General features: G+C 67.7%; 10 protein-coding genes and 1 pseudogene. 8 read left to right on the forward strand and 3 right to left on the reverse strand.

The annotated features are described in order from the left end of the window. Positions 1-229: 229 nt before the first annotated feature. From KY572_RS05045 to KY572_RS05065, 5 genes are all read left to right on the forward strand, one after another. On the forward strand, positions 230-742 hold the full coding sequence (locus KY572_RS05045) for an RNA polymerase sigma factor (protein ID WP_224241022.1): 513 nt from the start codon (positions 230-232) through the stop codon (positions 740-742). Continuing rightward, positions 739-1,434 carry a hypothetical protein gene (locus tag KY572_RS05050; protein WP_224241023.1) on the forward strand — a complete coding sequence of 232 codons (696 nt, stop codon included), beginning with the start codon at positions 739-741 and terminating at the stop codon, positions 1,432-1,434. Before KY572_RS05045 ends, KY572_RS05050 begins: the two co-directional genes overlap by 4 nt. After that, a complete protein-coding gene (locus KY572_RS05055; RefSeq protein WP_224241024.1) occupies positions 1,431-2,951 on the forward strand; it encodes a caspase family protein in 1,521 nt (506 codons plus the stop codon). The genes KY572_RS05050 and KY572_RS05055 overlap by 4 nt, the downstream gene beginning before the upstream one ends. Before the next feature lie 17 nt (positions 2,952-2,968). Then, on the forward strand, positions 2,969-4,735 hold the full coding sequence (locus tag KY572_RS05060) for an Ig-like domain-containing protein (protein ID WP_224241025.1): 1,767 nt from the start codon (positions 2,969-2,971) through the stop codon (positions 4,733-4,735). Between the two features lie 78 nt (positions 4,736-4,813). After that, positions 4,814-6,592, forward strand: a complete 1,779-nt coding sequence (locus tag KY572_RS05065) for a carbamoyltransferase family protein (protein ID WP_224241026.1) — start codon at positions 4,814-4,816, stop codon at positions 6,590-6,592. Between the two features lie 111 nt (positions 6,593-6,703). Here KY572_RS05065 and KY572_RS05070 read toward each other — a convergent pair whose 3' ends face one another. Then, the gene (locus tag KY572_RS05070) at positions 6,704-8,992 is read right to left on the reverse strand and encodes a Kelch repeat-containing protein (RefSeq protein ID WP_224241027.1); all 2,289 of its coding nucleotides are present in this window, start codon (positions 8,990-8,992) and stop codon (positions 6,704-6,706) included. A 390-nt stretch (positions 8,993-9,382) separates the two neighbouring features. On the opposite strand from KY572_RS05070, the gene KY572_RS05075 reads away from it, so the two are divergent. Continuing rightward, complete coding sequence (locus KY572_RS05075) at positions 9,383-10,372, forward strand: endonuclease/exonuclease/phosphatase family protein (RefSeq protein ID WP_224241028.1); 990 nt, start codon at positions 9,383-9,385, stop codon at positions 10,370-10,372. Between the two features lie 49 nt (positions 10,373-10,421). Here KY572_RS05075 and KY572_RS05080 read toward each other — a convergent pair. Both KY572_RS05080 and KY572_RS05085 read right to left on the reverse strand, forming a co-directional pair. Next, positions 10,422-11,590 (reverse strand): IS3 family transposase gene (locus KY572_RS05080; RefSeq protein WP_407659888.1). Its coding sequence is split into 2 segments (ribosomal slippage): positions 10,422-11,323 and positions 11,323-11,590, totalling 1,170 coding nucleotides; the frame shifts between segments, so codons are not numbered across the junction. A 57-nt stretch (positions 11,591-11,647) separates the two neighbouring features. Then, a pseudogene (locus KY572_RS05085) lies at positions 11,648-11,943 on the reverse strand (transposase); the annotation flags it as partial. 402 nt (positions 11,944-12,345) lie between these two features. Between KY572_RS05085 and KY572_RS05090 the strand changes: the two are divergent. After that, complete coding sequence (locus KY572_RS05090; RefSeq protein WP_224241030.1) at positions 12,346-13,206, forward strand: DUF2381 family protein; 861 nt, start codon at positions 12,346-12,348, stop codon at positions 13,204-13,206. Continuing rightward, on the forward strand, positions 13,203-14,936 hold the full coding sequence (locus tag KY572_RS05095) for a serine/threonine protein kinase (RefSeq protein ID WP_224241031.1): 1,734 nt from the start codon (positions 13,203-13,205) through the stop codon (positions 14,934-14,936). Before KY572_RS05090 ends, KY572_RS05095 begins: the two co-directional genes overlap by 4 nt. Positions 14,937-15,053: the final 117 nt, after the last annotated feature.

A 15,053-nucleotide genomic window follows, 5' to 3' on the forward strand; every position in this document is an offset into this window, starting at 1 on the left:
ACTGGTATGACAAGCAGACCAGTTCGGACAGATTGTCCGCGGAGAGGGGGGCCGCTCGGTCCCCTGCCCTGCCAACCGGCCCCCGAGCGAAGGCCGCCCCGGCGCGAAGTGGGCGACACACGCTCGCCTCCTCCGTGGAATTCGTGACAAGTCCGTGCTACCGAGCGCCCGTGACCGCGAAAGATTCTGTGTCCCCTTCTTGCCCACCCGCGTGTCCAAGCAGGAAGAGATGAGCCAGGGGCTGAGCGCCGCGGAGCTCGAGGAGCTCTACGACCGGTACGCCCCTGGCATGTACCGGAGGGCCCTGGGCATGCTCCAGCGGGAAGCGGACGCGTGGGATGCCGTCCAGGAGACGTTCATCCGCATCATCCAGAACGCCCCGGCGTTCCGGCGAGAAGCCCGGCCGATGACCTACATCTACCGGGTGACGACCAACGTCTGCCTCAACATGCTGCGCTCCCGGAGCCTGCGGGACGTCTCCGAGCAGGACGAAGGCCCCGAGCCCGAGGTGGACGCGCTCGCGCCCTCCGAGTGCCGCGACTTCCTGCTCAAGCTCTCGAGGGATCTCGACGAGCGCAGCCTCACCGTGGCGGCCCTCTACTACGTCGACGGGCTCTCCCAGGAGGAGATCGCCCAGGTGCTGGGGCTCTCCCGGAAGACGATCGTCCGAGAGGTGAAGCACATCACCACCCTGGCGCAGACCATCGGCGAGCCGCGCCGGCTGAAGGGAGCCTTGGAATGAGCGACCACCTTTCGGCGCTCGCCCTGGATGAGGTGGCCGTCGGGGGCCCTCGCCCGCCGCACCTGGAGTCCTGTGTCGCCTGCCAGGGTCGCCTGGAGCGCCTGCGGACGCATGCCGACGCCACCCGTGCGGACCCACGCTTCCTCCGGGTCCGCAACCAGGTGCGCTCTGAGCAGGCCCGGACCAAGGAGTCGCGGGCTCCTCGCTGGCGCCTCGGCTGGGTGGTCGTACCGGCCCTGGCCGCGGCCGTGGCCGTGCTGGTGGTCCGGCGTCCCACCGGCGAGCCGTGGACGATCGGTGACGGCCCGCCCGGAGTCCGGGTGAAGGGCCAGCCCGCGGTGGAGCTGATCCGGCTGGCCGATGGAGCGGTGAACCCCGTCCTGAGCGAGGGCGATCAGGTCGAGCTGAAGCTCCGGGGCGGTGGCCACCGGTTCGCGCTCGTCGTCTCGGTGGACGGCAGCGGCCAGCCCGAGCAGCTCTGGCCCGGCTCGGGCAATACGAGCGGAGCGCTGAGCGAGGCCCAGACGACACCGCGCTTCCAGGTCACCGAGGGTGACTTCGTGGTGCACGCCTTCTACTCGGACCGGCCGCTCGGGCTGGACGAGGTCCGCGGCTGGCTCCCGGCACCGAAGCAGCTTCCCGCCGGGGTGACACACACCTCGGTATCCCTGAAGGTGGGGACACGGAGATGATCGGGCCCCTCCTGCTGGCGCTCCTGGCGGCCAGCCCGCCACCCGACGCCTCCCCTCGAAGGTTCGCCATCGCCGTCGGCGCCAACCAGGGGATCGGTCGCGACACGCCGCTGCGGTACGCGGAGCGGGATGCCCGCTCGGTGCTGAGCGTGCTGGGCGAGGCCGGCGGAGTGCGGCCGGGAGACAGCCTGCTCCTGCTCGGGATCACCGCCAACGAGCTCCTCGCCGAGCTCGCGCGCTTTGGCGAGCGCCTCCGGACTCAGGCACGCCCGGGCGACCAGCTCTTCGTCTACGTCTCGAGCCACGCGGAGGCGGACGCGCTGCACCTGTCCGGAACACGCCTGCCCATGCGCGAGGTGGTCCGGTTCGTGGAGCAGGCCCCCGTGGGCGTCGCGCTGCTGGTGGTGGACTCGTGCCAGTCCGGGCAGGCGGCGCGGCTCAAGGGGCTCAAGCCGCTCCCGGACATCCGCATGAGCGTGGAGCAGCCGCAGATCGCTGGCCGCGTCATCATCACCGCGTCCGCCGCGGACGAGTCCGCCCAGGAGTCGGATGCGCTCGCGGGCTCCATCTTCACCCACCACCTGGTCGCGGCGCTTCGCGGGGCGGCGGACCTGTCGGGCGATGGCCGCATCACCCTGGCCGAGGCCTACGCCTACTCCTACGCGCGGACCATCGAGTCCTCGCTCCTGTCTCACGCGGGCGTGCAGCACCCCCACTTCCGCTTCGATCTCCAGGGACAGGGAGAGCTCGTCCTCACCTCCCCCGCCACGGCCTCCTCGCTGCTGACGCTCGCCATCCCCGAGCCGGGAGACTGGACGGTGACCACGCCGTCCGGAGAGCCCTTCCTGGGACTGGTGCGCAAGGGCGAGGGCGTGGCGACGCTGGCCCTGCCCGCGGGCAACTACCTGCTGACGACCCGCAAGGAGCGCAGCGCCCTGACAGCGCGGGTGCAGGTGCCGCCCGCGGGCCGCGTCGAGGTGACGCGGGACCAGCTCGTGCCGAGCCGGCTGGTGTCCCACTCGCTCAAGGGCTCCTCCTCCGAGCGGTGGATGCTGCACCTGGGGCCCTCCTTCGGCCGTCCCCTCGTCCCTACCTTCGGGCCGATGGTGGGAGGCATCACCCAGCTCCAGTACGCCTGGCTGGGTGACACGGTGAATGTGGCCACGGCCGCGCTGGGCCTGAAGCACGGACGGCACGAGCAGGATGCACTCCAGCAGAACGACTTCGAGCTGCGGCTGGGCGTGGGCCGACTGATGAGCCCCCCGGACGGCCTCCAGCTTCAGCTCACCGCGGAGCTGGGAGGCTTCCTCGCCCGGCAGTGGGAGCCGGAAACCGGGAACGCCAGCCTCGGGTTCCAGCCGTATGCCGGGCTCGGCAGCGGCGTGTGGGTGCCACTCGTGGGCCCGCTCCAGTTGACCTTCCTGGGCAATGCCGGCGCCGCCTGGGTCCGGACGCTGTCCGGGAGGAACCTCGCCTGGACCTACGGAGGAAGCGTGGGAATGGGGCTGGTGCGATGAATCGGCCCCAGCCTCCAATGACCCGCCGCCGCGCCCCGCTCCTCATGGGAGCCCTGTTGTTGCTCGCGTGCGAGCCGCTTCGGGTGGATCCCCCTGAGCCGCCCCCGCCGCCGCCTTCTGAACTCACCATCACTCTGGACACGACCGATGCGGCCTTCTGCCCGGCGGGTCGGAAAGTGACGCTCTCCGCCACCGTGACGGGAGCGACACCGGACGAGGTCTCCCTCTACGCAGACACGCTCCCGGTCAAGACGCTCTCGGCGCCATACAGCTACACCCTGAACTGCGACACCTACCAGGAAGGGAGGTTCTCCTTCTGGATGAAGGCCACCCTCGGCGACCAGTCCTTCGTGAGCCTCTCCAGAACCGTGACCGTGGACCGGACTCCCCCACAGATCAACAACCTGAATCCACAGACGCGCTTCCCTTCCATGAACGAGCCGCTGGAGTTCGTCTTCTCGGAGGCCATGGATCCGAAGTCGCTCCAGGGCGCCCCCATCCGAGTGCTCGACGAGAACGGCACACCGGTCCCCAGCCAGGTGAGCCTGTCGCAGGACGGACTCCACCTCCGGCTCATCCCGAACGCACCACTGGCGCTCCCGAAGACCCTGACGCCCGAGCTGCCCCCCTTGATGCTCACCGATCGGGCCGGCAATCCGCTCCCCGCCAACGCCTGGATCCCGCAGAGCGTCACCTACTGGCCCTTCACTCGCGCGGGCGCTGCCCTCAGCGGGGAGATGATTGAAGAGGCGGACTTCGCCCTCGACCACTGGAAGACCCGTCGTGTCCTGACCTGGACCGAGACCCACGCGTGGAGGGATCAGCCGCGGCTCGTGGTCGCGCGTTGGACGGAGGCGGGCTGGAAGGAGCTTCCAACGCCGCGGCAGGAGGACGAGGACAGCAAAGCCCCTTTCTCGCCCAGGGTCGCCATGGACAGGACCGGCCGGATCGTCCTCGCCTGGGCTGAAGGGGCGCCGGACGCTTTCGTCTACGTGAAGCGCTACGACGGAACGAGCTGGCAATCCCTGGGCACTCCGAGTTCCGTGAAGGGAGGAGAAGTGTCGGGGCTCGTCATGACGCTCGAGTCCGACGGAGATCCGGTCCTCGCCTGGGCGGACCAGAACGATACCATCAACGTGGCTCGCTGGGAGCACACCGGCTGGAACACCTTGGGAGGGCCGTTCGAGGCCAACCCGGGGCCAGGCACCCCCGCGCGGTTCCCGGCGATCGCCGCTGAAGCCGACCAGGTGATGGTGGCCTGGTCCGAGATTCCGATCGGGCAGGACCAGCCGCATGTCATTGTCTGGGAATACCTGAACCACGGCTGGGCCCCGGTGGGAATCCCGCTCCTGGTAGACGCTACGTCGGGTTGCTCCGCGACGGGGATTGCTCTCGTGCTGAAGAACAGCCTGCCCCTCGTGGCCTGGACCGAGGAGCCAGAGAAGTCCCTGCGCTCCGCCATCTACTTCTCGCGCATGGAACCCAGCATCGGATGGACCCCGCCGGAGGCTGTGCTGAAACCGACGGAGGGCTATTCCGCGAGCGCACCCAGGCTCGTGCTGGGCACGGATGAAGCTCCCTGGGTCGCCTGGCAGCGCCAGGACGGGCCGTCCATCTCCGAGCACATCCTCTATCGAAAGAGAAGCGAGAGCGGCTGGGGACCCGAGCAGGTCGCCATCGGAGGCGGCCTCGTCAACTTCCAGTTGGACGCGCAGGACATCCCCTGGGTCGCCGTGAGGAGGCGCGTGCCTCCAGAGGGATTGATGCTGACGCGCCCACAGTGAGCTTGCCGTCCCACTCCCGGGTAAGCTCCCATGGCATGACTCCAGCGGGGTCCCACGGAGAAAGGCAGGGAGAGGGTTATGAAGGAGCTCGTGGTCGGCATCGGCAACAGCGTGCACGACGGCGCCATCGCGCTCTGCACGAACGAGGGGGTGTTCGCCGAAGCCTTCGAGCGGCACATGCAGGTGAAGCGAGCGCTCGGCTGCAATGGCCTGTTCTCGTCGTGGCGACCGCTCCGAGCGGCCTTGAACCGCGTCGGCATCAGCCCCGCCTCCCTTCAGCGCGCCTCGATCCGGACCACCTGGAACTACAACGACGAGGACTTCGCCGCCATGCGTCGCCCGATAGCGCATGAGGGCTCCGACGATGGCTACCTGGCGATGATCACCAGCACCTCCGCCTGGGACTCCGCGATCGCGGTGCAGCTCGGCTGGCTCCTGCGGGGCGAGTTCCCTCATGTCCACCCGTCACTCGGGGAGGTGCTGCCCTCCGGACCAGGCTCGCTGCTGCGCTTCGCCGTGCCTCGCACCGCGCCGGTCGAGATCGACCGGAGCTCCGTGCCGCATCACCTGGCGCACGCCGCCCACGCGGTCTACACCTCGCCGTTCGACCGCTGCGTGGCGCTCGTCATCGACGGCGCGGACGAGCGCACGAGCATCGACGTGTTCTCGTTCGCCGACGACACCTTCCGGCCCATCTCGTCGACGGGCTCCGAGCACAGCCTCGGCCACCTCTACGGCGTCGTCACCCAGCAGTGTGGCTTCCAGTACTGGGAAGGCGAGGAGTGGAAGGTGATGGGCATGGCGGCGCACGGAGAGCGTGTGCCGGAGCTGTACCGGTTCTTCCATGATCGCACCCACGTGGACGGGCTCCAGGTGAAGCTCTCCCTGGGCATGTCGTGGCTCGACGAGCTGCTCGCGCTGCTTCGTCCCGGGAGCGGCAAGACGGGCGTGCTCCAGGCGGCGAACCTGGCGCGCTCGTTCCAGGACTACTTCGCCGACACCGTCGTGGCGCTCGTGAAGAACGTGCATGCCCTGGGGATCTCCGACAACCTGGCCTACGCTGGCGGCTGCGCCCTCAACTCGGCGGCGAACGGACGCATCGTGCGCGAGACGGGGTTCCGCCGGCTCCACGTGCCCAGCGCCCCGGCCGACGACGGCAACGCGCTCGGCGCCGCGCTGTACGAGCGCCATTCGGTGCGGCGCATCCCTCGGACGCCGACGATTGCCTCACCCTACCTGGGCAGCACGATCGATCTCGAGGAGCTGGAGCGCGCGCTGTCGTTCGCGACGTTCGACGCCGTCCGCATCGACGACGAGCAGGAGCTGTGCGACCGCACGGCCGCCGCCCTCGCGCGAGGCGAGATCGTCGGCTGGGTGCAGGGGCGTGCCGAGTTCGGGCCGCGTGCCCTCGGGAACCGATCGATCCTGGCCGACCCCCGGCGCGGCGACATGCGCGACATCATCAACGAGCGGGTGAAGTTCCGCGAGCAGTACCGTCCGCTCGCGCCGGCGATCCTGCACGAGCACGGCGAGCGGTTCTTCCAGGGCTACGAGGAGAGCCCGTACATGGAGCGGGCGCTCCCCTTCCGCGACGAGGTGAAGGCGCTGGTCCCCGCGGTGGTGCACCTGGACGGCACCGGGCGGCTGCAGTCCGTCACGAGGGAGCGCAACGCCCTCTTCCACGGGCTGCTCAGCGCGTTCGAGCGCCAGACGGGCATTCCGATGCTCGTCAACACCTCCTACAACGTCATGGGCAAGCCGATCTCCCACAGCGCGAACGATGTGTTGACGGTCTTCGCCACGACGGGCCTCCACCTCCTCGTCGTGGGGCCTTGGATGATCCGCAAGCGCTCCTGACACCGCGACGACTGCGTGGACCGGTCCCTCCCTGCGGCTGCCTCGGCCGGTACATCTCGCGTGGGCCTCGTGATGGGCGCCAACGCGGTGATGATGGGCTCGGTTCCCAGCTCAGGGCGTATACAACTCCGCCGTCGTGGTCTCGCCAATGCCCACCCCCGCGGCGAGCACCTTGCCGTTGGGCAGCAGCGTCGCCGTGTGCCACGCGCGAGCAGAGGCCATGGTGTCCGTCGAACTCCACGTGCCGGCGACCGGGTCGTAAACCTCCGCCGTCGCCAGCCCGATGGTGCTGTTACTGCCTCCCGCGATGAGCACCTTGCCGTCGGGCAGGAGTGTCGCGGTGTGAGCAAGGCGGCGTTGGGTCATGAGGCCCGCCGCGCTCCACGTCCCGAAGGCCGGGTCATACACCTCCGCGGTCATGAGGGCGTCGTCGCTGACTCCGCCGGTGATGAGCACCCTGCCGTCGGGCAGTCGTGTCGCCCGATGGTAGGCGCGAGGTTCGCTCATGGCGCCTGTCGTGCTCCAGGTACCCGAGGATGGATCATAGAGCTCCGCTGTCGCGAGATCGCCCGTCCCGTTGCGCCCTCCCGTGACGAGCACCTTGCCGTCGAGCAGGAGCGTCTCCGTGTGCACGGAGCGCTGCTGGGCCATGGCGCCCGTCATGCTCCAGGTGCCCGAGGACGGGTCGTAGAGCTCCGCCGTCGCGAGGTCGCCAGTTCCGCTGGATCCCCCGACGACGAGCACCCTGCCGTCGGGCAGCAGTGTCGCCGTGTGCATGTAGTGAGGTGAAGCCATGGCACCAGTCATGCTCCAGATACTGGTCGCCGGGTCGTACACCTCCGCGCTCGCAAGGAAGTTGCCGCCAGATCCCCCCGCGACGAGCACCCTGCCGTCAGGCAGCAGTGTCGCCGTGTGACTTTCACGACTGGAGTTCAGGGAACCTGTCGCGGACCAGGTGTCGGTCGCCGGGTCGTACAACTCCGCGGTCCCGAGCAGGTTGAACCCCATTCCTCCCGCGGCGAGCACCCTTCCGTTGGGCAGGAGCGTCGCCGTGTGCAGCCAACGACCCGAGACCATGGGGCCCGTCGTCGTCCAACCCGTGAAGGAACACGCCGGAAGCCCCATCACCTCGAAGCCTCGCGTGGCAGTGAGGCCGAAGAGATTCGTGACGGTGACGGTCACGACAGGGGGCGTGCCGGCGATGGCGCAGGACGGGGCCCTCCAGGTGATGCGGCTGTGCGTGGAGTCGCCGGTCGGCGTGCCCAACGTGCCGGCAGTGGTCTCCCAGGAGAAGGTGAGCGCGGAGCCCTGCGGGTCGCTGGCGGCCATCTCGTAGGTGAGCACATCGCCTGGATTGGCGGTGTCCGAGGAGCGGTAGGTGCGGAGGATGACGGGCGCGAGGTGCTGGACGGGGGGCGTGTTGCTGACACACAGGGCGACAGTGCCCGTGTTGTGCCCTCCGTGCCCGTCGGACACGGAGATGCTCAGCCGGCAGTTGTTGCAGGCCTCGGCCGGCGCGAGCGAGGGCGTGAATTGAGCGATGCTGGAACTTGCGTTGCTCCAGGTGCCTGCGCACGAGGCGCTCCAGGAGTAGGAGAGGCCGTCCCCGTCTGAATCCGAAGCCGTGACGGACACCGACGTCGGCTGCCCGACGACGAGCTGCGTGGGCGAGGCCACGAGCAAGGTCACTTCAGGGGTGCTGTTGAAGGAGATGGACAGCTCGGCCTCACCCTCGCTCTCGGGCAGAACATTGACGACCAGCAGGGCGCTGGAGGCCAGGCCACGTGAATCCGTCACCGTGAGTGTCAGCGTTTGAATCCCGGTGGAGGCCGGCGCCGTCCACGAGGTGAAGCGCCCGGAGGTCGAGGAGAAGGTGCCCGCGGTGGCGCTCCACGCGTAGCCAAGCGTGTCATCGGGGTTCGGGTCATGCGCGGAGGCGTGGAGGGAGACGGTGCCACCGGCCGCCACGGTGCTGGGGGAGGCTGTGACGAAGTCGATGATTGGCGCTTCGTTCTCGAAGGGCGGAGGTGGGTTGATTTGCTGGAGGGTGATGGCGACGAGGGTCGTCTGGTTGGCGAAGATGGAGACGCCGGAGGCGGAGCCCAAGAAGATCAGGGTGCCGGAAGCGTCATAGGCCCGAGCGGCGAAAGCTCGGTCGGTGCCGGCGGGGATGTTGCCGATGGTGCCGCCCCACACGCCATTCGTGGCAGCGAGGTCAACCCACACGGAAGGAATGTCCGGTCCACCCGAGGCGACCGCGACGCGGGCGATGGTGGATGAGAGAGATTGTGGCACCGATACGGCGAACCGCGCCGTCCCCGTGTCCCCGGACGTGGCTCCACAACCCGCGAACAGCGCCGCCGCGAGCGTCAGCACCAGCTGAATGCCTGCTCTTTTCATGAATGTCCCCCTCTTGCCGCGAGTGTGAGCCTCGCGAAGCAGTCGCAGCGCATGAGAGAACTTCGAGCAGGGCGCGAGAACGTCCCACCGGCGAGTGCCCTTCCTGCTGGCGATGAAGACGATCATCCAGGATGGCAGGCATCACCGTCCATGACCCGGGCAGGCGGCTCGCCGTCATCTACTGGACCGCGCCCGCCTCCTCCGCGCCTGTTCTCACGTGAGATGTCGCGCTCTGGGTTGACTCTTGCGCCGGGGTTTCCGAGCTCCCAGGGCGTCCGTCGAAGGTCATGGAGCCTCCCCGCAGGGCGGTTGTTGGGTCGGACGGAGCCCTCCACCTTGTGCCGGAAAATGCATGCCTGGGGTGCACCCAGCCATGTGGAGGAACCGGCCATGGGAGATCGAGTACGCATCGCCACGTTCAACCTGGAGAACTTCGACGAGAAGCCCGGGTCGAAGCCCCCGCTTGCCGAGCGTATCGCGTTGATGCGCCCCCAGTTGCTGCGGGTGGACGCTGACATCCTGTGCCTCCAGGAGGTGCACGGGCAGATGGTGGACGGGCACCTGGAGCTGCGTGCCCTGGAGCGCCTCCTCCATGACACGCGGTACGCCGGCTACCACCAGGTCTCCACCCACGTCCCTGGGGGCACTGGGCCGATGACGCAGCGCAACCTCGTCATCCTCTCGCGCTTCGAGATCCTCGAATACGCGCAACACCTCAATGATCTGGTGCCCGCCCCGCTCTACCGGATGGTGACGGCTGACCCTCCGGAGCAGAACGCGGCGGAGATCCGCTGGGAGCGCCCCCTGCTGCACGCCCGGGTGCGGCTGCCGGGTGGGGCCTCGCTCCACATCATCAACCTGCACCTCAAGTCACGCATCCCCACGGACATCCCCAACCAGAAGGTGAACGACTTCACCTGGAAGAGCGCCTCGGCGTGGGCGGAGGGGGCCTTCATCTCCATGATGAGGCGGGTGGGGCAAGCCCTGGAGGCGCGCCGCCTCGTGGACCAACTCTTCGACGCGGACGAGAGCGCCCTCATCGCCGTCTGCGGCGACCTCAACGCGGACTCCGACGAGGTGCCCGTCGAGGCGCTACGCGGGGACGTGGAGAACACGAGCAACCCCAAGCTGGTCAGGCGCGTGCTCGTCTCGTGCGAGCGCAGCGTCCCCGAGCCCGCTCGCTACTCGCTGCTGCACCGGGGCAAAGGCCAGATGTTCGACCACATCCTCGCTTCGCGCGCGCTGCTTGCGGCCTACCAGCACACGGAGATCCACAACGAGTTGCTGCACGACGAGTCCATTGCCTTCGCCACCGACGAGCTGTACCCCGAGTCGGACCACTCACCCGTCATCGCTGAGTTCCAGATGATGGGCGCATAGGCGGGGGCCTGTTTCGAGTGGGCTTGCCCCGGTTTGGTGGACACGGGGGTTATGCTGCCAACTTAGCAGGTAGGGCGGTCCGCTCATACTCCCAAGGACTCAAGTAGCCCAGGCCCGAGTGCCGCCGGCGTCGGTTGTAGAAGACCTCGATGTACTCGAAGAGCGCCGAGCGGGCTTGGTGCCGGGTGGTGAAGTCGGTGAGGTAGACCGGCTCCATCTTCAGGGTGCTGAAGAAGCTCTCCACGACGGCGTTGTCCCAGCAGTTGCCCTTCCTGGACATGCTGCACTGGATGCCTCGGCAAGCCAGTGCCTGCCGGTACTCGGCGCTGGCATACTGGCTACCGCGATCGGAGTGGTGGATGAGCCCTTGGGGCGGCTGTCGCCCCTCCAGAGCCATCTCGAGGGCTCCGAGCACCAGCTGGGTGTCGATGTGCTCGCTCATGGACCAGCCGACCACCCTGCGTGAGAACAAGTCGAGCACCACGGCCAGGTACAGCCAGCCTTCGCCCGTCCACACGTAGGTGATGTCCGTGGCCCAGGTGCTGTTGGGCTGGTCGGGGGAGAAGTCGCGCTCCAGCACGTTGGGAGCCACCGGGTTTTCGTGGTTGGAATCGGGGGTGCGCACCGCGCGACGCTTCCTGCGGGCCGCCAGCTGCTGCTTCTTCATCAGCCGAGCCACCCGCTTGCGGCTCACCTTGCGGCCCCGGGCTCGCATCTCCGCATGCACCCGGGGGCTGCCGTAGGTGCCTCGGCTCTCCTGGTGCACCTTCGCCACCTCCTCGGCCAGCTGCTGGTCCTCCTGCTGGCGTGCGGACTCCGGGCGCTGTTTCCAGGCGTAGAAACCCGAACGGGACACTCCCAGCTGCTCGCACATGAACTCGATGGGGAAGTGGGCCTTCTGCGCGTCGATGAACTCGAACCTCACTTCGAGTCCTTCGCGAAGAAGGCCGCTGCTTTTTTTAGGAAGTCGCGCTCCATTAGCAGCTGCCGGTTCTCTCGCCGCAGCTGCACCAACTCCTCCCGCTCGGCCTGGCTGAGCGCTCCGGGGGCTGCCTTGCCCTCGGCTGCCTCAGCCTGATTCACCCAGTTCCTCAGCGCCGACTCGGTCAAGTCCAGGTCCTTGGCCACCTGGGGCAATGACTTCGTCCCCTCACGCACCAGCCGGACTGCCTCCGCCCTGAACTCCGGCGTGAAACTCCGTCTCTTCCTTCGTTCCATGGACACATCCTCTCGTCTTTCCACTCATCAGGGGTGTCCACAAAATCGGGGCAGGCTCACTTCGAGTCCTTCGCGAAGAAGGCCGCCGCTTTTTTTAGGAAGTCACGCTCCATCAGCAACTGCCGGTTCTCTCGCCGCAGCTGCAGCAACTCCTCCCTCTCGGCCTGGCTGAGCGCTCCGGGGGCTGCCTTGCCCTCAGCCACGTCAGCCTGCTTCACCCACAGCCTCAGGGCCGACTCGGTCAGGTCCAGATCCTTGGCCACCTGGGGCAGTGACTTCGTCCCCTCTCTCACCAGCCGGATTGCCTCCGCCCTGAACTCGGGCGTGAAGCTCCGTCTCTTCCTTCGTTCCATGGGACACATCCTCTCGTGTTTCGACTCATCAGGGGTGTCCACAAAATCGGGGCAGGCTCACGTTCGGCCAGGCCGCGAAGGCAACTGTAGGGCGATCGCGGTCGGCGCGGGCCGCACGCCGGATCCCGACTGGATGAAGGGGCGCTCCGGGGGATGGGAGAACGAGATGCTCGTCGCGTACCTGTTGCCCACGGGCCAGGTCGCGGCCTACAGCGTACCGCTCGTTGGGGGCGCGTTTCTCTGGGGGGTAAGGTCTACCGCTGAGCCGCGGTCGAGAAAGCGTCTCGCAGTCAAGTCGTGACGAAGCTAACGGCCCGGTGGGGCTTCCTGAGCTGGTCTGCGGTGCCCCTGCGCGCGCGCAGAACCTGCTAGCGTTCGCCCAATTCAGGAGGTCACCCACCTTTGAGCCAACCTGCTAGATTGGCCCTTGTGCTCGCGGTCTTGTGGGGAGCTGCGGCACGGGGAGAGACGCCTTTGAGCGGTCGTGCGAAGCGAGAGCGGCCCGTCGCGGTCGTCGGCAACCCCGACGAGCCCCTGCCCGAGATCCGCGTCGCCCCGGATTCGCTCACGCTCCTATGGTTTCCCGCCGACATCCAGCCGACGACGCTGACGGTCGACGAGTCGCGGATCCGGGTGCTGGACACGGGCAAGCGCTCGATCATCGTCCAAGCTGCCGCCGACTTCCGGGCCGACGAGCGGCACGAGATCGCGGTCTTCTTCGCTGACGGGCAGGCGCCCGCTCGGGCGGCGTTCGTGCTCGTGATGGACCCGGCCGAAGTCGACTCGCGGATCGACGTGCAGCGCCCCGAGCCGCCGACCGGCCCCTGTCCGGCCGACGTGCAGCGCGCCGACCCCCGGCCCGAAGACTTCGTCTTGCTCGGCTACGTGAGCGACCGGGGCGTTCAGACCACCGTCATCGGGAAGGCGATCGACAGCGAGCAGGGTTTCTCTTCTGACCCGGGTGTTTCTTATCGCGGGAACGGGTGGGTGCTTGCCGACTTGTGGATCCTCAACCTGCCCGGTCGGCCCCCGTGGACACCGCGCGACGTGGTGCTGAGAGGCAAGGGGGGCACCGTCCTGCACGGGCGCGTCGTGACGAATGCGCAAGGCGCGGTTGCTCCCGGGGACACAGTGCGCGTGCTCGGCGTCTTCAAGGAACCGCCCGCGAGTGCTGGGCTTGTCGTCGCCCTGGAAGTGCTCGGGGATGACGGTCGCAGCTTCGTGATTCCGCGTGTGACGCTTCCGATGGAGGGCAAGCAATGACCGCACCTCTGATCAGGCTGCCGTCAGGCGCCGTTATCGACGGCTGGCGCGTCTTAAAGGAACTCGGCAGCGGTGGTTTTGCGGTCGTCTACCACGTACAGAAGAATGGGCAGGATCGCGCGCTCAAGGTGGCGCTGCACCGTGACGCAAGCGGGGACGACAAACAGACCCATGCCCGCGTGATGCGTGAGCTGACGGTTCTCCTCATGCTGGATCATCCGAACATCATCCGGCATCGCGGCTACGGGTACGCCGAAAGCGGGAACGTTTATCTCGCGCTCGACTACGTCGACGGTTGGACGCTCGCCGAGTGGAAAGAGCGAAAGCACCCTACTTTTCACGAAGTCCTGCGCGTCTTCGTGAAGATCGCCGACGCGCTCGTCTACATGCACAGCCGGGGCATCCTTCACCGAGACTTGAAGCTCGTGAACGTGCTGATCCGGAAGAGTGACGGCGAGCCGATCATTATCGACTTTAGCTGTGCGACCTACACGCAAGCGGCAGACCTAACCGATAGCGGGCACCTTCCCCCGGGAACCGATCGGTTCCGAGCACCCGAGCAATTCAAGTTCCTGCGCGAGCACAAAGAAGAGCACCGGGGGCGCTATGCCTTCCAGGTCGCCGACGAGATTTTCGCGGTCGGAGCGATGCTCTACGAGCTGCTAACGGATCCCCGACCGACGGAAGCGCGCACGCGCGAGTCGCTCAATAACCCGGCCGCGATGCCTCCACCTGCCCGGGGGCTCAATCCGCGCGTTCCTGAACCGCTCAGCGACCTAGCCGAAAGCATCCTTTCGCGCGACCCCAAGCGGCGACCCGTCGACACCGAAGCGCTTCGGCGCGAGATCGCCGAGCTGCTCGCGGATCCGGGGGCTGATTACCAAGCGCCCGCGCATGTCCCGTCAGAGCAGCGTCAACCCGAGATGCTCGACGGTGCTGCGCCTGCCGAGCTGCACGCTCGACGTCGGAAGGGATGGAGGATCGCGGCGGGCGCGGTGGGTGCTGTCGTGCTCGCCGCTGTCGCAGCTCTCTGGATGCTTCCCGGTGCGCCGACGCTTCCAGCCGCCGCCCCCTCGCTGCCGCCCGTCACGCCTGCCCCTGATATGTCACCCGCCCCCGCGCCTGTCGCAGGGACAGGTCCGGCACTCGCCCCCGAACAAAAGGAAGGTGACCTCTTGAAGACACAGCCCACCGAACCCACGAAGCAAGCACGCAGCTCGCGCGAGCGCGGGCAGAAGACCTCGCCAAGCGCGGAAGTGTGCAAGGGGCTGTCGCTTGCCGCTGCCGTCGCTCTCGGATGCACCGGCGTTCCCGTCAGGCCCGAGCCCTTCACCTGCCCCGAAGGGTCTCAGAGTGCGATGCGTGAGCTGCACTGGCGCGACGGTGATCGATTCCGCCTTGTGCTGGACGACCGACACGACCCCGAAGCGCTCGGCGTTTGGTTCCGGCCGGGCGACACGATTGTCGCGGTCGTGCCACCGGATGCGCGTGATCAGCGGACAGCTCCCCCGGGGACACGATTTCTCGGGGGGAAGGTCTACGTCATGCCCGACAAGACCGACAGCGGCAAACCGGGCCGGATCGTCGTGAGGTTTGAGCGCGCGAAGCTGCCGCGACAGGACGAGGTTCCCGTGTGCGTCGTCGTGGACACGACGGCCGACGAGCTGAAAGACGGGGCCGGTAAGACCTCCAATCGTGACGTTGGGAAAGCGGTCGATTACTGGCCGTGAGTCCCGCCGCAAAGCGACGTGTCAGGTAGGCGGTCAATTTTCGCGGGGCAGGCGAGGGACGACCTCCGACTTCGTAGGGCGTTCCAACCGGCCCCTTGCACTGAGTAACTGGGACTT

It is taken from the genome of Hyalangium gracile (assembly GCF_020103725.1).
Taxonomy (GTDB): domain Bacteria; phylum Myxococcota; class Myxococcia; order Myxococcales; family Myxococcaceae; genus Hyalangium; species Hyalangium gracile.

What these genes read in the sequence shown, in the direction of transcription:
- KY572_RS05055 (WP_224241024.1), top strand. Translation starts at nt 1,431, where the DNA reads ATGATCGGGCCCCTCCTGCTGGCGCTCCTGGCGGCCAGCCCGCCACCC.
- KY572_RS05045 (WP_224241022.1), top strand. Translation starts at nt 230, where the DNA reads ATGAGCCAGGGGCTGAGCGCCGCGGAGCTCGAGGAGCTCTACGACCGG.
- KY572_RS05065 (WP_224241026.1), top strand. Translation starts at nt 4,814, where the DNA reads ATGAAGGAGCTCGTGGTCGGCATCGGCAACAGCGTGCACGACGGCGCC.
- KY572_RS05095 (WP_224241031.1), top strand. Translation starts at nt 13,203, where the DNA reads ATGACCGCACCTCTGATCAGGCTGCCGTCAGGCGCCGTTATCGACGGC.
- KY572_RS05060 (WP_224241025.1), top strand. Translation starts at nt 2,969, where the DNA reads ATGACCCGCCGCCGCGCCCCGCTCCTCATGGGAGCCCTGTTGTTGCTC.
- KY572_RS05070 (WP_224241027.1), bottom strand. Translation starts at nt 8,992, where the DNA reads ATGAAAAGAGCAGGCATTCAGCTGGTGCTGACGCTCGCGGCGGCGCTG.
- KY572_RS05050 (WP_224241023.1), top strand. Translation starts at nt 739, where the DNA reads ATGAGCGACCACCTTTCGGCGCTCGCCCTGGATGAGGTGGCCGTCGGG.
- KY572_RS05075 (WP_224241028.1), top strand. Translation starts at nt 9,383, where the DNA reads ATGGGAGATCGAGTACGCATCGCCACGTTCAACCTGGAGAACTTCGAC.